Below are 18,665 nucleotides of genomic sequence, written 5' to 3'. Positions count from 1 at the left end.
GCTTGTCGGACGGGCCGACCATAATGGAAGTCCTCAGCGACTCCACCTGGAGGTACCGTGACCGGTCCGCGTTCCCAGAGTTCCGGGCTCCGAGGGCTGCGGCCCGCCGCCTTCGGCGCGGATCCCGGCGGTGAGCGCATGGCACGCATCCGCCGCTCCCCGCATTTCAAGGACGGCGTCTTCCAGAACCCGGGCGGCACCGCGCGTACCGTCCCCTCCGGGTCCCGTCGCGACCTCGCGAAGGTCTTCCTCGACAAGCAGCAGCGCCCGCTGCGCGCGCCGAGCGGCACCGTCCCGGTGCACGCGACGACCTACGCCGACCTGGCCAGACCTCCGGCCACGGGGCTGCGGCTGACCTGGATGGGCCACTCCAGCGTGCTCGCGGAGATCGACGGCCACCGGGTCCTGTTCGACCCGGTCTGGGGAGAGCGCTGCTCCCCGTTCCCCTTCGTCGGGCCCTGGCGGCTGCACCCGGTGCCGCTGCCGCTGGCAGCCCTCGGCCCGGTCGACGTCGTGGTCATCTCCCACGACCACTACGACCATCTGGACATGCCCACGATTCTGGCGCTGGCCGGCACGGACACCCTGTTCGCGGTGCCCCTCGGCGTCGGCGCCCACCTCGAACACTGGGGGGTGGCCGCCGAGCGGCTGAGCGAGCTGGACTGGCACGAGTCGACGCGGGTCGGCGGCCTGACCCTCACCGCCACCCCCGCCCGCCACTTCTGCGGCCGAGGCCTGCGCAACACCCAGCACACCCTCTGGGCGTCCTGGGCCGTCGCCGGCAAGGAGCACCGGATCTACCACAGCGGGGACACCGGCTACTTCGAGGGCTTCAAGGACATCGGAGCCGCCCACGGCCCGTTCGACGCCACCATGATCCAGATCGGCGCGTACTCCCCGTTCTGGCCGGACATCCACATGACCCCCGAGGAGGGCCTGCGCGCCCACCTCGACCTCCAGGGCGGCGCCCCGCACGGGGTGCTGCTGCCGATCCACTGGGGCACGTTCAACCTCGCCCCGCACGCCTGGGCCGAGCCGGGGGAGTGGACGAAGGACGCGGGGGACGAGGCCGGACAGCCGGTGGCGCTCCCGCGGCCCGGCGAACCCTTCGAGCCCGGCGGAAAGGTGCCCGGCGAGCCCTGGTGGCGGACCGTCTCCCGGCCGATCGCCCACCATTGGCGCGCCGCCCGCCCGGTGGAGGCGCCCGCCGGGGAGCGGCCGGCGGATCTCGACCTCGCGGGCGACCGGTGACGGCCAGGGGCTGAACCCGGCACAGCGGGAGGGCGGCTCACACCGGTTCGAGCTGCGACTCCGGTCGTGGTGCGGGTGCCGTGGGCCGTTCCCACTGTCTGGTGGTCCGCACGTAGCCGGAGACCACGGAGATCAGCGCCAGCAGCAGAAGGGGCCCGAACAGCCACGGCCGCGCGGCCATCTCCTCCGGCAGCCAGCGGTACGACACCAGGAGCGCGGCGAAGACCGTCGTACCGTAGACGACCAGCCGTACGCCCGCCCGGTCCCAGCCGCGGTCGAGCGAGCGCAGCGCCGTCTCGATGGTGAGCGCGAACACCACGCCGGCGATGAGGTCCGCGCCGTAGTGGTAGCCGAACCCCAGGGTCGCGCTGAGCGTGGCCACCAGCCAGAACGTGCCCGCGTACCGCAGGGCCCGGGGGGCGGCGCGTGTGTGGATGAAGATCGCGGTGGCCCACGCCGTGTGCAGGCTGGGCATGCAGTTGCGGGGCGTGATCCCGTCGTACGGCACCGGGTGCGGGGAGCCGACCGGCGGCGGCGTGTGCGGCCACAGGTTGGCCACCGCCCATTCGACGCCGCCGGTGCCGGAGGCGCCGGGGCCGTAGGCGAAGACCGGCCCGACCACCGGGAAGATCATGTAGACGGCCGGGCCGAGGAGACCTATCACCAGGAAGGTGCGCACCAGATGATGGCGCGGGAAGCGCCCCTCGGCCGCCACGTTCCGCAGCTGGTACAGCGCGACGACGATCGCGGCCACCGCGAGCTGGGCGTAGACCAGGTGCAGGAGGTGCGGGCCGAACGGGTCGGTGGCCCGGACGGCCCGGCCCATCCGCCAGGAGGGGTTGCCCAGCGCGTGGTCGGCGGTCGCCACGTACTGGTCGAGCACCGCCGGGCGGGTCTTGGAGGTGATGAGCAGCCAGGTGTCGCCGGTCTTGCGGCCGGCCGCCAGCAGCAGGCCAAGACCGACGCCCTTCAGCAGCAGCACGCGGTCGGCGCCGGTGCGGCGCGTGACGGCGAAGACCCCGCAGCCCACCATCACCCACAGCGCACCGTTGCCGAAGCCGTGCCCGTCGCTCGGCCTGGCGCCGGCCGCCCAGCGCACCAGCACGAAGACGAGGTCGATGCCGATGGCGGCACCGGCGGCGACGAACCGCTGCCGCCAGGTGAGCACCACCATCATCAATGCCAGACCGCCGTACAGCGGACCCGGCTTCGGGGCGAGGAACAGACCGCGGGCCAGGGTGGACATCGGCCCCGGTTCGCCGTAGCGGCGCGCGACGATCTCCATGGCTGTGAGGAGCCCGAGAAGCGCCGCCCCCGCCGCGGTCCACAGCACGGCCCGCCGTTGCCCCCCCAGGGCCGACGCGGACCTGCCGCCTATGTGTGACATCACCCGCGACGCTCTGGACATCAATCGTTTGGCCGATTCGATTCGGGTTTGACGGACGAGCAGCGACGACGCCAATCATCGCAAGCTCGAACATGTTATCGGAATGGTTCGGCGCCCCCGGAGGCTGGTGTTGAATGCGGTCCCATGAACGAGAGCGGGCGTACGGCGAGCCGGACGGCGGTGCTGGTCTGCCAGGGCCGGGCGGCCGCGGACGGCAGGGCCGTTCCGGGTCGGTTCGCCGATCCGATGGCGGTACGGCTGCTGCGGGCCCCGGAGCGCGTGCCCGTGGACGAGGTACGCGCGAGCACTCCGCCCGACGGAATGCGGGCGCGCACCGCGTACGAGAGCGTGCGGGCCTGCGCCGAGGTGGTCGTGCCGCGGACGGTGGCCATCGACGAGGCCTTGCGCGCCCGCGTGACCGGCCAGCTGGTGATCCTCGGCGCCGGCCTGGACACCCGCGCCTGGCGGCTGCCCGAACTGGCGGGCACCGACGTGTGGGAGGTCGACCATCCCGCCTCCCAGGAGGACAAGCGCGCCCGCCTCGCCGCTGCCGCACCGGCGGACCGCACGGTGGACGAGGACGGCCCCGGCCCCGCCGGACCGCCCGTCACGGCCCGCTTCGTACGGTTCACTCCGGTGGACTTCGCCGTCGACGACCTCGGTGCGGCCCTGGACGCCGCCGGGCACGATCCGGCCCGGCCCACGACATGGCTGTGGGAGGGCGTCGTGCCGTACCTCACCCGGGACGAGGTGCGGGCCACGGTGGCCGCGCTCGCCGCCCGGACGGCCCCGGGCAGCGCGCTCGTCGTCAACTACCAGACGCCGTCGGTGAAGGCGGCCGCCGGGCGGCTGCTGGCCCGCGTGCTCGGCAGTTCGGTCACCTCCGGCGAGCCGTGGCGCTCGCTGTGGCGGCCGGAGCAACTGGCCGCCCTGCTCGCGGAGTACGGCCTGCGGGTGGTCTCGGACGACACACTCCTCGCCCTCGCGCACTCCCTCGGCAGCCCGACGCGGGTGCGGGCCTCCCTGCGGTCGGGCCGCGTCGCTGTCGCGGAGGGCCACTGACCCGCCTTACAGGAGGACCAGGAGCCTGGTTCCCGGGAGGAGTTTGCGGTTGACCGAGGTCGACTGGACGAACACGGTGTATTCCGCGTTGCTGCCGGGCGTCACCGTCACCTCCGTCTCCGGCAGGCCCAGGAGCCGGCGGGCCGCGGGACCGGTGAACACCCTTCCCGTCATCCGGCCGCTGGTGGCGTCCTTTTCCGCCACCGCGATCTTCTTGTTGGCCTGGATCTTCTCCCGCTTGGACAGCTCGTAGTAGGCGCAGCCCGTCTTGTACGGATGTCCGGCGCTGGTGACGAAGTCGCGGATCGGCGTCTGCTGGTCCACCGGGATCAGCACGTAGTTGCCGGGGTCGAGGGCCCGCAGACTGGACTTCACGTCGGCCGTGCTGAGGTCCTGGCCCATGGCGAAGAGGTTCCTGGTTCCGCGCACGCCCTGCTCCCGGTCCCGCAGGAACCGCGTGGCGGCCGACTTGACGGCGCCGATCGCCTCTTCGACGCCCTGCGCCGAGTCGGCGTCCCAGATCGAGATGTTGCCCGTCGGGAAGCCGTACTGCTGAGCGGTGCGCTTGGCCAGGGAGTTGGGCACCATGATGGCCGAGGTCCAGTGGTCGGGCAGGCTGTTCAGCTTGTCCGCGATCCGGCCCCGCCACTCGTCGAGGACGGCGCGGCCGTCGGGCCGGTGATCGTGGCGCGAGCCGGTCCGGTCCGCGCCCGAGGCGTTCTCCTCGCCGTCGGTGACGACGACCTGGAGGAAGCTGTGCTCGCCGTACTCCTCCCATATGTGGCCGAGGTCGTCCAGCGCCTTCACCGATGCCTGGATGAGTGCGGTCGCGCCGTTCTCGACGGTGTAGAGGCCGCGCATGGACGGCAGGTGCTTCACGTCCATGTCCCACACCAGGTTCTCCACCAGGTGGTCGAAGGCGTAGAGACTGATCCGGGTCTCGTGGCCGAGCCGGTCGGACTCCTCCGCCAGGCCCTTCACGAACTCGTCCACCACGCGGATGAGCTGCTCCGAATGCCCCCTCATCGAACCGGACTTGTCGATGACGAGAGCGACGTGGTTCACGAAGTGCTTCTTGAGCCGGTCCCTTACCGTGGCGCTCATCGTGTCAATCCCCTTTGTGTGCCCATGGGCGCGCGGACGTCTGCCGCGGGTCGGGCAACCCGCCGCGGACGCCGGTCCGTTCGGATGATGGGTTCACCGTACGGAGCACCACTGACAATGCCCCTGAGCACAAGCCAGTGCCGATACTGTGAGTGACGGTTTTGCGGGTGTGGGCGCGGGTGCCGCGTGCCGCCCCGGGTGAGAGGCGGCGCGCATCAGGGCGTGCGGCGCGGCAGGGGGCGCACGAGACCTTCCAGGCACCCCTTCTGCCGCTGATCGCTTTTGACCAGGTCGTATCGAATCCTTTCGGGTCTGCTTCACCCGTCCGAAAAGGTCATCGGTCTGTCGTACGAAGCCTCATACCAGAGCGGGACTGTCCGCGGGGGACTTTGTCAACTGCCCACCGCACATGATGCTCTGGCGACTACTGTGAGTGTCCGGATGGCAGCCCGACGGACCAGTACGAGGACGCAGATGTCTCACCTCCGCGCACCGGCCGCCCGACCCGACCGCCGTGAGGGCGGCCGGCACGGGCGGCCGGTCGCCCGACCCGCCCCCGCACTGCCCGAGACGCACATACGGCCACAGCTGATGCGGCTCGCGGTGCTGCCGCCCGTCGCGGTCGCGCTCAGCGCGAGCGCGGCCGTGCTGTTCAGCGTCCGCTCCACCGGCACGCACCCGGGGCCCACCCTGTGGGCGGTGCTCGCCGGCGCGGTCGCCGTGACCGTCGCCGGTGTGCTGACCGCCGCCGTGGCCGCGGACCGTGCCGCCCGCCAGGTCGCCGACCGGATCGGCGCCCTGCGCCGCACCGCCGCCCGCGGCGAGGCCGATCTCCTCGACCTCGTCGAGGCCCTCCGCCAGGGGGAGGACCCGCCGCACCGGGCGGCGCGCCGCGGGCCGCCCGAGGACGCCGACGACTTCGAACTCCTCGCCGCCGACCTGGCCCGCGCGCACGACGGCGCCGTCACCGCCGTCGTGCAGGCGGCCCAGCTCTCCAGCCAGGCCGGCAGCGAGCAGAAACTGGAGGTCTTCGTCAACCTCGCGCGGCGGCTCCAGTCCCTGGTGCACCGGGAGATCTCGATCCTGGACGACCTGGAGAACCAGATCGAGGACCCCGACCTGCTCAAGGGCCTCTTCCACGTCGACCACCTCGCCACCCGCATCCGCCGGCACGCGGAGAACCTCGCCGTCCTCGGCGGCGCCGTCTCCCGCCGGCAGTGGAGCAACCCGGTCGACATGACCGAGGTGCTGCGCTCCGCCATCGCCGAGGTCGAGCAGTACTCCCGGGTCAAGCTGGTGCCGCCCATCGACGGCGAACTGCGCGGGCACGTCGTCGCCGACGTGATCCACCTCCTCGCCGAACTCGTCGAGAACGCCACGGTCTTCTCCGCCCCGCACACTCAGGTGCTGCTCCGCGCCAACCTGGTGACCTCCGGGCTCGCCGTGGAGGTCGAGGACCGCGGGCTCGGCATGCCGGTCGGCGAACAGAGCAGGATGAACGCCCTGCTCGCGGACCCCGACCAGGTCAACGTCGCCAGCCTGCTGGCCGACGGCCGCATCGGCCTCTACGTCGTCTCCCAACTCGCCCGCCGCCACGGCATCCATGTGCGCCTGCAGACCAACATCTACGGCGGCGTACAGGCCGTACTCGTCGTCCCCCAGGCCCTGCTGGGCACGGCACCGGCCGCGCCGCCGGCCAGGACCGGAGCGGTGGGACCGCAGGACGCGGCGATCGGCGGGCAGCCGGCGGTGCCGGCGCCGCACTCCCCGCAGGGCGCCCGTCCCGAAGCGGCGGTGACCGAGCAGGCGGTGCCGGCCGGCGCCCACCCTGGTTCCGTCGGCGGCACGCTGGGCCGGGCCACGGCGGGGACGGGTGGCGCAGGGGCGGTGGAGGCGGACGACGACCGGGCGAACAGGCCGGGCGCCGCGCCGGCCGACACCCGGTCCGCCGCGCCGAGCGCCCACGTCCGGCCCCCCGCCGCCGGCCGCCGACGGCACGCACACCGCACACCCGGACGCGGCGCCCCGGCGGCCAGAAACGGCGCCGCCCCGAACGGGGCACCTCTGAACGGGATCGCATGGAACGGCGCCGCCCCGAGCGAGGCCGTGGGCGACGGAACCGACGGCGCCGCCCGGCTCGCGTCCGTGCACCCCGAGCGTGGGCCGCTCGGAGACGCGCAGGGCGAGAACGGGCGGACCGGGGACGCGCCGGCCCCGCTGCCCGTGCGCGGGGCCGGGGAGCGGCGGGCCAACCCCGCCGAGGCCGTGCCCGGCGTCAGCGCCGAGGACCGGGTGACCGTCGAGGCCCACGCCGGACTGGCGCCCACCCCGCGCGCGGGCGCCGTACGCGGCACGATGGAGAAGCCCCGACTGCCCCGCCGCCGCGCCCAGGAGCACATCGTGCCCCAACTGCGGGGCGGGCCCGCCCCCCGCCCGGACACCGACACCGTCGCGGGCCACGACCCCGGCCTGATGGCGGCCTTCCAGCGCGGTATCGGCCTGGCCGAGGCACAGCAGCACCTGGACCAGCCCGGACACGAGGAGCCTGCGCACGCGGCTCCCCCCTGGAGCGAGCCCACGGGCGAGGCCGCCGGCCACCTGGACCCGGCCCCGTGGCAACCCACCGCACCGCAAGCGCTCCCCGCGACCCCGGCCGGCGAACCCGCCGACGGCGAACTGCCCGTACGGGTCAGGGTGGTGCCGCCGTCGGTAGCCGATCCGCTCTCGTACGATCCGGCCGCGCAGCCGTCCGGCGAACGCTCCGGCGGTGAACTCCCCGTACGCGCCCGGGCCGTACCGCCGTCGGCAGCCGAATGGCTGCCGTACGACCCGGCGTCCCAGTCGTCCGGGGCCGAGGGTGCGCAGCACGGTAGGAGTCTGCCGGCAGCGCCGGCACTTCCGCGGCGGAGTCAGTCTTCCGACGGGGCAGTGCTCGGACGCGGGCGGCCCAGCGGAGAGTCGACGCCTTCGGCGCTGGACACGCTTCACCTGGCCCCGGCGCCCGACGGCAGCGGCGCCGCACACCAGCCCCGCATCAGGGCGTTGCCCGTCTCGTTCCAGGAGCCGGCGGGTGACGGCCCGTCGGGGGCGGCTCCAGCCGCACCCGGCCAGCCACCCATACCCCGCCCCCAGGCGCACGCCCCCGCGCCCGGGACCGAGGCTTCCGGTCGTGCCGACGGGAGCGCACCGGCCGGATGACGCCCGACGCCTGAAGCTGTGGCGACCTCACCCACCCACCCCCCGCTTCCACAGACCTTCGTACCCCAAGGAGTCGATCCACCATGGCGAGCGATGCGCCGACCGCCCAGGCATCCGACCTCGACTGGCTGCTCAGCGGCCTCGTGCAACGCGTCCCGCACACCGCCAGCGCCGTACTGCTGTCCTGCGACGGACTCGTGAAGTCCATGCACGGCCTCGACCCGGACAGCGCCGACCACATGGCGGCCCTGGCCTCCGGCCTGTACTCCCTCGGCCGCAGCGCGGGCGTCCGGTTCGGCGACGGCGGGGACGTACGGCAGGTCGTCGTCGAACTCGACTCGACCCTGCTGTTCGTCACCACCGCCGGCTCCGGCACCTGCCTCGCCGTGCTCGCCGGCCGCGAGGCCGACGCGGCCGTGCTCGGCTACGAGATGGCCATGCTCGTCAAGAGCGTCCGCCCCTACCTGGTCACCGCACCCCGGCAGCACGCCGTCGAACCCACGGCGACGAGGCCTTGAGCGTGGCCACAGCCGGCGACGGGCCCTGGCTCGACGACGCGGCCGGACGCCTGGTGCGCCCCTTCACGGTCAGCAACGGCCGCACCGAGCCCAGCATCGCCCTCGACCTGATGTCCCAGGTGATGGCCACCGGCGTCACCCCGCTCGGCTACCTCGGCCCCGAGCACGCCCAGGCGCTCGACCTGTGCCGGGCCCCCGTCTCGGTCGCCGAGGTCGCCGCCCACCTCACCCTGCCCGCGGTGGTCACCAAGGTGCTGCTGTCCGACCTCGTCGACTGCGGGGCGCTGACCACCAAGCCCCCCGCCTTCCACCACAACCCGACTGACCGGTCTCTGCTGGAGGCAGTGCTCGATGGACTACGACGACAGCTCTGACCCGTTCCCGACCGCGCTCAAGATCCTGGTGGCGGGCGGGTTCGGGGTCGGCAAAACGACCTTCGTGGGCGCGGTCAGCGAGATCGCCCCGCTCAGCACGGAGGAACTGCTCACCACGGTCAGCGCCGCCACGGACAACCTCGACGGCATCGAGAACAAGGTCGAGACGACCGTCGCCATGGACTTCGGGCGCATCACCCTCGACCCGCAGCACGTCCTGTACCTGTTCGGCACGCCCGGACAGGAGCGGTTCTGGTTCATGTGGGACGAACTGTCCGAGGGCGCGCTCGGCGCGGTGATCCTCGCCGACACCCGCCGCCTCCAGGAGTGCTTCGCGGCCGTCGACTTCTTCGAGGAACGCGGCCTCGCCTTCATCATCGCCATCAACGAGTTCGACGGCGGCTACCGCTACGACCCCGAGGAGGTACGGTCCGCCCTCGACCTCGACCCGCGGATCCCGGTCGTCCGCTGCGACGCCCGCATCTCCAGCTCCGGCGTGCAGACCCTGCTGGTGCTCGTCCGCCACCTCCTCGCCCACACCCCGGCGCCCGCCCCGAGCCGCAGCGCCCACCTGTGACCCGTCCGCCCCCGCCCCGCAGCCGGCCCGCCGGCCACGGCGCGTCACGCCCACGATCCGTCACCCCGACCCACGCCCACGGAGCCCGCACATGAGGTTCGCCCACCGCGACGGAGCCCGGACATGAGCTATGAGCCGCCCCGGCCCGTCAGGGGCCTGCTGCTCACCCCCGAGGACAATGAGGCCCCCGCCCGCGTGCACCGGCTGCGCCGGCTCGGCCTCGGCGAGCGGCCCGAACCCGCCCTCGACGCCTTCGCCGACCACCTCGCCCAGCTCACCGGCGCGCCCTACGCCATGGTCAACTTCATCGGCGAGCAACACCAGTTCTTCGCCGGATTGCGTGTCCCGGCGTTCCCGCCCGTGGTCCGGGAGGACGGCACCAGCCCCGAGGTCGGCCGCGTCCTGCCGCGCGGCCACGGCTTCTGCCCGCACGTCGTGGTTCGCCGCAAGGCGCTGGTCCTGGAGGACGTCGGCGACTATCCGAGGTTCGCCGGCAACCCGGTCGTCGACGAGTACGGCATCCGCTCCTACCTCGGCGCCCCGCTCCTCGACAGTTCCGGCATGGCCCTCGGCACGGTGAGCGTGTCCGACGTGGCGCCGCGGGCCTGGGGGAAGACCGGCCTGGAGACCATCAAGGCGCTGGCCGCCGACCTCGCCGTACGCCTCGAACGGTCGGCCGAGGACGGCCTGCCGCCATGACCGGCACCGCGGCCGGGCTGCCCGCACGAGCCGGCTCGTGCGGGGCGTGAAGGAAAGCTGAGGCGGCGGTTAAGAAAAGCTCGATGGACCCCGGGGCCCCCGATACGGCAGATTGCAGGGTGATTCCACCCCTCTGACCCGGCGCGGGCGCCTTCGGCATGCCCCGCGGTCGGGACCTCACCCCACAGGAGCGGCACGCGTGAAGGCGCTGGTCAAGGAGAAGGCGGAGCCCGGACTCCGGCTCACGGACGTACCCGAGCCCGCCATCGGACCCGGTGATGTGCTGATCAAGGTCATGCGGACCGGTATCTGCGGTACCGACCTGCACATCCGGGCCTGGGACGGCTGGGCGCAGCAGGCGATCCGCACCCCCCTCATCGTCGGACACGAGTTCGTCGGCCAGGTGGTCGAGACCGGCCGCGACGTCGCCGACATCCGCATCGGCGACCGGGTCAGCGGCGAGGGCCACCTGGTCTGCGGCAAGTGCCGCAACTGCCTGGCCGGCCGCCGCCACCTGTGCCGCGCCACCCTCGGGCTCGGAGTCGGCCGAGACGGCGCCTTCGCGGAGTACGTGGCCCTGCCGGCGTCCAACGTGTGGGTGCACCGCGTCCCCGTCGACCTCGACGTCGCCGCGATCTTCGACCCGTTCGGCAACGCCGTGCACACCGCGCTGTCCTTCCCGCTGGTCGGCGAGGACGTCCTGATCACCGGGGCCGGCCCGATCGGCCTGATGGCCGCCGCCGTCGCCCGGCACGCCGGCGCCCGCAACGTCGTCATCACCGACGTCAGCGAGGAGCGCCTGGAGCTGGCCCGCAAGATCGGCGTCAGCCTGGCGCTGAACGTCTCCCGGTCCACGATCGCCGACGGCCAGCGCGAACTGGGGCTGCGCGAGGGCTTCGACATCGGCCTGGAGATGTCCGGCCGCGCCGAGGCCATGCGGGACATGATCGCCAACATGACGCACGGCGGCCGCATCGCCATGCTCGGCCTGCCCGCCGAGGAGTTCCCGGTCGACTGGTCCCGGATCGTGACCTCGATGCTCACCATCAAGGGCATCTACGGCCGCGAGATGTTCGAGACCTGGTACGCGATGTCCGTCCTTCTGGAGGGCGGCCTGGACCTCGCTCCCGTGATCACCGGCCGCTACGGCTACCGCGACCACGAGGCCGCCTTCGCGGACGCGGCGTCCGGGACGAGCGGCAAGATCATTCTGGACTGGACCGAGTAACTCCCGAGCGGTATCCCGAGTAACTCCCGCCCTCCGCAAGCACCTTCAGGAGCCCCCCCATGTTCGACTCCGTGCGCGACGACCTGCGTACCACCCTCGACGAGATCCGTGCCGCCGGACTGCACAAGCCCGAGCGGGTCATCGGCACCCCGCAGTCCGCGACCGTGAACGTCACGGCCGGCGGCCGCCCCGGCGAGGTCCTCAACTTCTGCGCCAACAACTACCTCGGCCTCGCCGACCACCCCGACGTGGTCGCCGCCGCCCACGCGGCCCTGGACCGCTGGGGCTACGGCATGGCGTCCGTCCGCTTCATCTGCGGCACCCAGGAGGTGCACAAGGAGCTGGAGGCTCGCCTCGCCGCGTTCCTCGGGCAGGAGGACACGATCCTCTACTCCTCCTGCTTCGACGCCAACGGCGGTGTCTTCGAGACCCTCCTCGGCCCCGAGGACGCGGTGATCTCCGACGCCCTCAACCACGCCTCCATCATCGACGGCATCCGCCTCAGCAAGGCCCAGCGCCTGCGCTACGCCAACCGCGACATGGCCGACCTGGAGGCGCAGCTCAAGGCCGCGGGCGACGCCCGGCGCAAGCTGATCGTCACCGACGGCGTCTTCTCCATGGACGGCTACGTGGCGCCCCTCGCGGAGATCTGCGACCTCGCCGACCGCTACGACGCCATGGTCATGGTCGACGACTCCCACGCCGTCGGCTTCGTCGGCCCCACCGGCCGCGGTACGCCCGAGCTGCACGGTGTCATGGACCGTGTCGACATCATCACCGGCACGCTCGGCAAGGCCCTCGGCGGTGCCTCCGGCGGCTACGTCGCCGCCCGCGCGGAGATCGTCGCCCTGCTGCGCCAGCGCTCCCGCCCGTACCTGTTCTCCAACACCCTCGCCCCGGTCATCGCTGCTGCGTCCCTGAAGGTTCTCGACCTGCTGGAGTCGGCCGACGACCTACGGGTCCGACTCGCCGAGAACACCGCGCTGTTCCGCCACCGGATGACCGAGGAGGGCTTCGACATCCTCCCCGGCGACCACGCCATCGCACCCGTCATGATCGGCGACGCGTCGGAGGCCGGCCGCATGGCCGAGCTGCTGCTGGAGCGCGGCGTGTACGTGATCGGGTTCTCCTACCCGGTCGTCCCGCAGGGCCAGGCCCGCATCCGCGTCCAGCTGTCCGCCGCGCACTCCACCGAGGACGTCAACCGGGCGATCGACGCGTTCATCGCAGCGCGCGCGGAGCTGAGGGCCTGACCAGGACCGACGCCCTGGGATAATGGGGGCATGATCGAGGCACGGCGGCTCCACATCCTCCGTGCGGTGGCCGACCACCGCACGGTCACGGCGGCGGCCGCCGCGCTCTACCTCACCCCCTCCGCCGTCTCCCAGCAGCTCACGGCCCTGGAACAGGAGACCGGACACCGGCTCGTCGAGCGGAGCGCCAAGGGCGTACGGCTCACCCCGGCCGGCGAGATCCTGCTCAGCCACACCAACGCGGTCCTCGCCCAGCTGGAGCGTGCCGAGGCGGAACTGGCCGCGTACGGCTGGGGGGAGGCCGGCACGGTGACCGTGGCCGCCTTCGCGACCGGCATCGCCCAGGTCGTCGCGCCCGCCGTGGCCCGGCTCGCGCACAGCGCGCCCGGCATACGCATCCGCGTCCAGGACGCCGAGGGCGACGCCAGCCTCCCCATGGTCCTGGACCGGCAGGTCGACGTCGCCGTGGCGGTCGAGTACCGGGGGGCGCCGGCCGCCGACGACCCCCGGCTGACCCACGTCTCCCTGTACGCCGAGCCCTTCGACGCCGTCGTACCCCTCGGACACCGGCTCGCGGACGCCCAGGAGGTCCCCCTCGCCGAACTGGCGAAGGACCCGTGGATCGGCCCCTACCCCGGCAACCCCTGCCACGACGTGGTCGTCCTGGCCTGCGAGAGCGCCGGATACCAGCCCCGCCTCGAGCACTCCTCCGACGATTTCCGCGCCGTCGTCGCGCTGGCCTCCGCCGACGCGGGCGTCGCCCTCGTGCCCCGGTCCGCGCTGCGCGGCATGGATCTCACCGGTGTGGTCGTCCGCCCCGTCGACGGGGTGGCCCCGACCCGGCGCGTCTTCGCCGCCGTACGACGCGGGGCCGAGGGGCATCCGCTGATCCGCCCGGTGCTGGACGCCCTGGGAGCGGCGGCCCAGGACTGAGCGACGCAGCACACCGGGGTGACTGTCAGTGGCACGGGCTACGGTGCGTGGCATGCCGGATGCCGAGGATGTACGCCGTATCGCTCTGTCCCTGCCGGACACCACGGAGAAGATCGCCTGGAGCATGCCCACCTTCCGGGTCGCCGGGAAGATGTTCGCCACGCTGCCCGAGGAGGAGACGTCCCTCGCCGTGCGTTGCCCCAAGGAGGAGCGCGACGAACTGGTGCTGGCCGAGCCGGAGAAGTTCTGGATCGCCGGTCACGAGGCCCAGTTCGCCTGGGTGAGAGCGAGACTCGCCGCCCTGGACGACGAGGACGAACTGCGCGACATCCTCGCCGACTCCTGGCGCCAGGCGGCCCCGCCCCGGCTCCTGGACGCGTACCCCGAGGTGGGCGTCTCGCGCGACCCCTGAAATACCCCGGCGCGCGGAGGACCGGCATGACATGATCCCGCGCGACGCACGCGGCGCATTCCGTGCCGGGGGCATGCGGGCGGCGGCCGGGCCGGGCTGTGGCGACACGCCGCGCATCGCATGCGGCCGGAGACGCGGACTCGGGACGCGGGAGCCCTGGGGCGCCGGGCCGGCAGGGGACGGCCCCCGGGCACCTGCCGCAGCGCGTGCCTGCGGCGCCGGCCGCCCGGCGCGGCGGCATCGGCCAGGAAAGCGGGTCAGCCGTGCGCCGGGGACGCGTGTGCGACGGCGGTCAGGGGAGGGAGCGCGAGGGATGACGGGCGACACCGAGGCGCGGCGTGGCGGCGAGGCGGGGCCGAGCGGGCATGCGGGAGACGTGCCCGCGCGCGCACCGCGCGGCGGCGAGTTCGAGCGCGGCGCGGTCCCGGCCGCCGGCTTGGCGCGGCTCGGCGACGGGAGGCCGCACGGCGGTGGTGCGCTGCGCGGCGGGGTGGCGCACCGGCGGGGGGTGCCGGGCGCGAACGCCGGGGCCGCGCGGGCCGTGTGGTCGCGGGACTTCGCCTTGTTCTTCGTGTGCCGGGCCGTCGCCCGGCTCGGTGACACCATGCTGCCCGTGGCGCTCGCCGCCGGTCTGCTGACCTCGGGGTACGGGGCGGGCGCGGTCGGACTGGCCATGGCCGCCCAGGCCGCCTCCTTCGCCGGGCTGGTCGTCTTCGGCGGGGTGATCGCCGACCGGTTCAGCACGCGCAAGCTGATGATCGGCGCCGACCTGGTCCGGCTGGGCACGCAGTCCCTCGCCGCGGCACTGTTCCTCGCCGGGCACGTCGTGCTGTGGCAGATCTGCGCCATCGGGTTCGTCAACGGCGTGGCCGGGGCCGTCTTCCAGCCGGGCGTGGCCAGCACCGTGCCCCGCCTCGCCCGCGACGTCCAGGGCGCCAACGGCGCGGTCCGCGTCGCCGAGTCCGCCGCCCAGCTCGCCGGCCCCGCCGTCGCCGGTCTCCTGGTCGCCTTCGCCTCGTCGGGGGCCGTGATCGCCGCCGACGCCGCCACCTACGCGATCAGCGCCCTGTGCTTGCTGCTGCTCCGGCTGCCCCCGCTGCCGGCCGGTGCCCGCGCCGCCGGGGCCGGCCTGCGCGCCTTCCGCGCGGACCTGGCCGACGGGTGGCGGGAGTTCCGGTCCCGGACCTGGCTGTGGGGGGTGATCGCGGTCTGGTGCCTGTACATGATCGCCGTGTGGGGGCCGACGGTCCCGCTGGTGGCCGCCGAGGTCGTTCAGCACCACGGCCCGCGCGCCTACGGCCTGGTCAACTCCGCCCTCGGCGCGGGCACCGTGGTCGGCGGGCTGCTGGCCCTCAGGCTCCGCCCGCGCCGCATGCTGCGGGCCGGCGGGCTCGCCCTGTTCGCCTTCGTGGGTTTCCCGGTGACCGTCGGCGCGGGCCTCGGTGTCCCCGCCATGGCGGCCGGCGCGGCCCTCGCCGGGACCGGGATGTCGTTCTGGGGCGTGATGTGGGCGACCAGCGTGCAGACCCAGGTCCCGGCGGACGCCCTGAACCGCATCCACGCCTACGACGTGGCCGGCTCCCTCGCCATGATGCCGGTGGGCCAGGCCCTGGCGGGACCGGCGGCCGGCGCGCTCGGCACCGGCCACGTGCTGCTGGTCTCGGGGGCGATGAGCCTGGTGGTGGCCGCGTCGCTGCTGGCGGTCCCGGCGATACGGAACCTGCCCCGCGCCGACGCGGCACCCCTGACTTGAATCCCGTACGCTCCCCGGGCCTCGCGTCCCGGAAAGACGCCCCGCGTACCGGAAAAAAAGACGCCTCGCGTCCCGGAAAACGAGTGCGCGACCACCGACCCGAGTGCGGTATTGTTTCCCTGCGCGTTTCGACCGGGGAATCCCCAGGTCAAACGGCACCGGGACGTGGCGCAGCTTGGTAGCGCACTTGACTGGGGGTCAAGGGGTCGCAGGTTCAAATCCTGTCGTCCCGACGGTGTGAAGGGCCCCCGCGGGCAGCAGCTCGCGGGGGCCCTTTGGCGTGTCCCGGCCGGTCAGCCCAGCCGCTCCTTGTCCCGGCCCGACACCGCCAGGTAGGCCACGAACCCGAGGATCGCCACCGTCCACGACAGGGTGACCGGGCCCAGCCCCCAGTCCAGACCGCCGCGCGACTTGGGCACCGCCATCCAGTCGGCGATCGAGGCGCCGAGCGGGCGGGTGATGACGTACGCCGTCCAGAACGCGGTCACCGCGCCGAGGGTGCCGGCCCGGTGGGCGAGCGCCGGGACGCAGATGGCCACGGCGAACAGGACGACCGAGCCGAGGTAGCCGAGCCCGATCGAGGCGGTGAGGTCGCCGGCCGCGGTGCCGAGGGCGAAGGTGGCCAGGACGGCCGCCCAGTAGAAGGTCTCCCGGCGGCGGGTGCGGATGCTGTGGATCGACAGGGTCCGCTCACTGGCGTACCAGAGGGCGAAGACGGCGGCCAGGACCAGCAGGAAGGCCGGCGTGGACAGGGCGTAGGGGACCCCGACGCCGACGTGCAGCACGTCCGCGGCCATCGTGCCGAACACGCTGACCATCACGATGGCCGTCCAGTAGATCCACGCCACGTACCGGCGGACGGCGAACTGGAGCACGAGCGCCGCCACCAGCCCGGCCCCTCCGAGCCCGACCGCCGGGACCGGCCCGAAGAGGTGGGCCAGGAAGTCGGACGCGGTCTCGCCCATGCCGGTGGTGAGGACCTTGATGATCCAGAAGTAGACGGTCACCTCCGGCACCTTGTTCGCCGGTGCGAGGAGGCGGGCATGGCTGCGGGGCCGCTGGTCGAGGACGTGCTCTGTGCTCATGGCCCGCACCTTCGCACGGCCAATGGCCGTTTCCCCAGACTCCTTTGCCATTGTTTTGGCGCTTCTGGTGCAGGTGTTGCCGCTGGGGCGCCGACAAACCCGGCTCAGGGGTCAGGACACGACGCCGACGTGCGCGAGGGCCTGCTTCAGCAGTGCCCCGTGCCCGCCCGGCATCTCGTTCTGCACGGCCGGCGACGCCGCCTCCTGCGGGCTGAACCACACCAGGTCCAGCGCGTCCTGCCGGGGCCGGCAGTCACCGGTGACCGGCACCACGTAGGCGAGGGACACCGCGTGCTGGCGCGGGTCGTGGTACGCCGTGACCCCGGCTGTCGGGAAGTACTCGGCGACCGTGAACGGCTGCAGGGAGGACGGGACGCGCGGCAGGGCGACCGGGCCCAGGTCCTTCTCCAGGTGGCGCAGCAGCGCGTCGCGGACCCGCTCGTGGTGCAGGACACGGCCGGAGACGAGGGTGCGGCTGACCGTTCCGTCCGGGCCGATGCGCAGGAGGAGCCCGATGCTGGTGACTTCGCCGCTGTCGTCCACGCGCACGGGCACGGCCTCGACGTACAGGATCGGCATCCGGGCCCTGGCCATTTCCAGCTCGTCCGTGGTCAGCCAGCCGGGCGTGGTTTCGGTCATGTCAGACATTGCTTGATCATACTTTCCGGGTGGGGCGTCCGCTGCTGTCGCGGGCAGGTTCGTTTTCGGTCAGGCCGTAGAGGCGTCGGGCGTTGTCGCGGCCGGCCCAGGCCGCGTACCGCAGGGCGTCGGGCAGGCTCAACTCGTCGGCGTCCACCCGGGACTGGAGCAGGTCGGCCAGACCCTGCCGGAAGGACAGCGCCCCCAGGTGGTGGAATTCGGCCACGCCGTACGCGTCCGAGCTGTAGAGCAGCTTGCGGTACGGGGTGATCTCCAGGGCCTCCGCGAGCACCGCCCGCGCCCGTGCCGGGCCGGTGTAGTGCAGGGCGAGTCCGACGTCCAGGTGCACCCGCTCGAACACTGTGGCCAGGTAGGCGGCCTGACGCTGGTACGGCCAGCAGTGCAGCAGCAGGACGTCGATCGTGCCGGAGGTCAGATGCAGCCAGTCGGTGAGCAGGGCCGGGTCGGCGCGGTGCAGGCGGACGTCGGAGTCACCGAACCCCGTGTGGAGCTGGAGGGGCAGGCCGAGGTCGACCGCGGTCCACAGCAGATGTCGTACCAGGACCGGGTCGTCCAGGCGGCCGCCGCGGGCGAGCCACCGCCCGGCGGCGGCCGTGACGTCGGCGGTGCCGGGGCGGGCCGGGTCCAGGGCGAAGCCGGTGCGGTACGCGGCCACCGACTTCACGCCGACCACGCCCGGCCGGCCTACCGCCTCCTCGGCGGCCGCCCGGACCACGGCCGCGTACTCGCCGGGCTCCACGCCCCGCGCGGCCACCGTCTCCGCGAGCTGCTCCAGCCGTACGACCTCGTAGCCGGCCGCACCCGAGGCCGCGGCCAGCCGGGCGGGGGAGGTGACGGGGTGCGGGGCGTAGCCGGTGTCGACGCAGAACGCCTCCACACCGGCCGCGGTGAGGAACCGCCGGTTGACCTCCCGCCAGCCCAGCTCGGCGCGCCGGGCCAGATAGCCGGCGGCGGGCGCGTGCCGTGGGAGGTCCAGCAGGGGCGCGCAGTGCCGGCGCACGGCCACGCCGACCGGGCTGTCGAACGTCGACATGCCGGGCCAGCACTCGCCCTCGGTGATCAGGGACTCGAACTCCGCCGGGCCGAGATCGGCGGTGACGGCGCCGTGGCAGTGGTGGTCCACCAGCGGCAGCGCGGCGAGCGCCTCGTGGACCGGACCGGGCGCCGCCAT

16 protein-coding genes, 1 tRNA gene and 1 pseudogene are annotated in these 18,665 nt (G+C 73.4%); 13 read left to right on the top strand and 5 right to left on the bottom strand.

Annotated elements, in window-relative coordinates; all coding sequences use genetic code 11:
* Positions 1-57: 57 nt before the first annotated feature.
* A complete protein-coding gene (locus ABZ854_RS23850; protein ID WP_361214183.1) occupies positions 58-1,251 on the top strand; it encodes an MBL fold metallo-hydrolase in 1,194 nt (397 codons plus the stop codon).
* Positions 1,252-1,288: 37 nt separating this feature from the next.
* Here the strand turns inward: ABZ854_RS23850 and ABZ854_RS23845 are convergent, their stop codons facing one another.
* Positions 1,289-2,638 carry a phosphatase PAP2 family protein gene (locus ABZ854_RS23845; protein WP_361214181.1) on the bottom strand — a complete coding sequence of 450 codons (1,350 nt, stop codon included), beginning with the start codon at positions 2,636-2,638 and terminating at the stop codon, positions 1,289-1,291.
* 144 nt (positions 2,639-2,782) lie between these two features.
* On the opposite strand from ABZ854_RS23845, the gene ABZ854_RS23840 reads away from it, so the two are divergent.
* Entirely contained in the window at positions 2,783-3,700 is a 918-nt protein-coding gene (locus tag ABZ854_RS23840; RefSeq protein WP_361214179.1) for a class I SAM-dependent methyltransferase, read from the top strand.
* 6 nt (positions 3,701-3,706) lie between these two features.
* On the opposite strand, the gene ABZ854_RS23835 is transcribed toward ABZ854_RS23840, so the two are convergent.
* Positions 3,707-4,804 carry a vWA domain-containing protein gene (locus tag ABZ854_RS23835; RefSeq protein ID WP_361214177.1) on the bottom strand — a complete coding sequence of 366 codons (1,098 nt, stop codon included), beginning with the start codon at positions 4,802-4,804 and terminating at the stop codon, positions 3,707-3,709.
* Between the two features lie 474 nt (positions 4,805-5,278).
* Here ABZ854_RS23835 and ABZ854_RS23830 point away from each other — a divergent pair.
* The 11 genes and pseudogenes from ABZ854_RS23830 to ABZ854_RS23780 all read left to right on the top strand — a co-directional run.
* A pseudogene (locus ABZ854_RS23830) lies at positions 5,279-7,321 on the top strand (ATP-binding protein); the annotation flags it as partial.
* A 764-nt stretch (positions 7,322-8,085) separates the two neighbouring features.
* A complete protein-coding gene (locus tag ABZ854_RS23825; RefSeq protein ID WP_129305542.1) occupies positions 8,086-8,520 on the top strand; it encodes a roadblock/LC7 domain-containing protein in 435 nt (144 codons plus the stop codon).
* Between the two features lie 2 nt (positions 8,521-8,522).
* Positions 8,523-8,894, top strand: coding sequence for a DUF742 domain-containing protein (locus ABZ854_RS23820; RefSeq protein WP_129311649.1), 372 nt, complete (start codon positions 8,523-8,525; stop codon positions 8,892-8,894).
* Positions 8,872-9,471: an ATP/GTP-binding protein gene (locus tag ABZ854_RS23815; RefSeq protein WP_129305541.1), complete on the top strand. Its 600-nt coding sequence runs from the start codon at positions 8,872-8,874 to the stop codon at positions 9,469-9,471. The genes ABZ854_RS23820 and ABZ854_RS23815 overlap by 23 nt, the downstream gene beginning before the upstream one ends.
* A gap of 123 nt (positions 9,472-9,594) precedes the next feature.
* Positions 9,595-10,170 (top strand): GAF domain-containing protein, encoded by a 576-nt coding sequence (locus ABZ854_RS23810; protein ID WP_361214175.1) that lies wholly within the window; start codon positions 9,595-9,597, stop codon positions 10,168-10,170.
* A gap of 199 nt (positions 10,171-10,369) precedes the next feature.
* Positions 10,370-11,398 carry an L-threonine 3-dehydrogenase gene (tdh, locus tag ABZ854_RS23805; RefSeq protein ID WP_361214173.1) on the top strand — a complete coding sequence of 343 codons (1,029 nt, stop codon included), beginning with the start codon at positions 10,370-10,372 and terminating at the stop codon, positions 11,396-11,398.
* A 59-nt stretch (positions 11,399-11,457) separates the two neighbouring features.
* Positions 11,458-12,651 (top strand): glycine C-acetyltransferase, encoded by a 1,194-nt coding sequence (locus ABZ854_RS23800; protein WP_361214172.1) that lies wholly within the window; start codon positions 11,458-11,460, stop codon positions 12,649-12,651.
* Between the two features lie 30 nt (positions 12,652-12,681).
* Positions 12,682-13,584, top strand: a complete 903-nt coding sequence (locus ABZ854_RS23795; RefSeq protein ID WP_361214170.1) for a LysR family transcriptional regulator — start codon at positions 12,682-12,684, stop codon at positions 13,582-13,584.
* 52 nt (positions 13,585-13,636) lie between these two features.
* A complete protein-coding gene (locus ABZ854_RS23790) occupies positions 13,637-13,996 on the top strand; it encodes an MmcQ/YjbR family DNA-binding protein (protein ID WP_361214168.1) in 360 nt (119 codons plus the stop codon).
* A gap of 313 nt (positions 13,997-14,309) precedes the next feature.
* Entirely contained in the window at positions 14,310-15,749 is a 1,440-nt protein-coding gene (locus ABZ854_RS23785; protein ID WP_361214166.1) for an MFS transporter, read from the top strand.
* A 159-nt stretch (positions 15,750-15,908) separates the two neighbouring features.
* Positions 15,909-15,982 (top strand) — tRNA-Pro (locus ABZ854_RS23780).
* A gap of 60 nt (positions 15,983-16,042) precedes the next feature.
* On the opposite strand, the gene ABZ854_RS23775 is transcribed toward ABZ854_RS23780, so the two are convergent.
* From ABZ854_RS23775 to ABZ854_RS23765, 3 genes are all read right to left on the bottom strand, one after another.
* Positions 16,043-16,834, bottom strand: a complete 792-nt coding sequence (locus ABZ854_RS23775; protein ID WP_361214164.1) for a hypothetical protein — start codon at positions 16,832-16,834, stop codon at positions 16,043-16,045.
* Positions 16,835-16,945: 111 nt separating this feature from the next.
* Positions 16,946-17,473, bottom strand: a complete 528-nt coding sequence (locus ABZ854_RS23770) for an NUDIX hydrolase family protein (protein ID WP_361214208.1) — start codon at positions 17,471-17,473, stop codon at positions 16,946-16,948.
* Between the two features lie 16 nt (positions 17,474-17,489).
* Complete coding sequence (locus ABZ854_RS23765; protein ID WP_361214162.1) at positions 17,490-18,665, bottom strand: amidohydrolase family protein; 1,176 nt, start codon at positions 18,663-18,665, stop codon at positions 17,490-17,492.

Origin of the sequence: Streptomyces sp. NPDC047028, from assembly GCF_040644095.1 — a bacterium.
Classification (GTDB): Bacteria; Actinomycetota; Actinomycetes; order Streptomycetales; family Streptomycetaceae; genus Streptomyces.
Note: the sequence above shows the minus strand (reverse complement) of the source record. Positions and strands in the feature narration are given on the sequence as shown.

Excerpts from the sequence above, each read along its gene's own strand:
- ABZ854_RS23800 (WP_361214172.1), top strand. The coding sequence starts at position 11,458 with ATGTTCGACTCCGTGCGCGACGACCTGCGTACCACCCTCGACGAGATC.
- ABZ854_RS23770 (WP_361214208.1), bottom strand. The coding sequence starts at position 17,473 with ATGACCGAAACCACGCCCGGCTGGCTGACCACGGACGAGCTGGAAATG.
- ABZ854_RS23835 (WP_361214177.1), bottom strand. The coding sequence starts at position 4,804 with ATGAGCGCCACGGTAAGGGACCGGCTCAAGAAGCACTTCGTGAACCAC.
- ABZ854_RS23790 (WP_361214168.1), top strand. The coding sequence starts at position 13,637 with ATGCCGGATGCCGAGGATGTACGCCGTATCGCTCTGTCCCTGCCGGAC.
- ABZ854_RS23810 (WP_361214175.1), top strand. The coding sequence starts at position 9,595 with ATGAGCTATGAGCCGCCCCGGCCCGTCAGGGGCCTGCTGCTCACCCCC.
- ABZ854_RS23785 (WP_361214166.1), top strand. The coding sequence starts at position 14,310 with ATGACGGGCGACACCGAGGCGCGGCGTGGCGGCGAGGCGGGGCCGAGC.
- ABZ854_RS23775 (WP_361214164.1), bottom strand. The coding sequence starts at position 16,834 with ATGAGCACAGAGCACGTCCTCGACCAGCGGCCCCGCAGCCATGCCCGC.
- ABZ854_RS23845 (WP_361214181.1), bottom strand. The coding sequence starts at position 2,638 with ATGTCACACATAGGCGGCAGGTCCGCGTCGGCCCTGGGGGGGCAACGG.
- ABZ854_RS23815 (WP_129305541.1), top strand. The coding sequence starts at position 8,872 with ATGGACTACGACGACAGCTCTGACCCGTTCCCGACCGCGCTCAAGATC.
- ABZ854_RS23825 (WP_129305542.1), top strand. The coding sequence starts at position 8,086 with ATGGCGAGCGATGCGCCGACCGCCCAGGCATCCGACCTCGACTGGCTG.
- ABZ854_RS23765 (WP_361214162.1), bottom strand. The coding sequence starts at position 18,665 with ATGGCGGCGCCCGGTCCGGTCCACGAGGCGCTCGCCGCGCTGCCGCTG.
- ABZ854_RS23795 (WP_361214170.1), top strand. The coding sequence starts at position 12,682 with ATGATCGAGGCACGGCGGCTCCACATCCTCCGTGCGGTGGCCGACCAC.
- ABZ854_RS23840 (WP_361214179.1), top strand. The coding sequence starts at position 2,783 with ATGAACGAGAGCGGGCGTACGGCGAGCCGGACGGCGGTGCTGGTCTGC.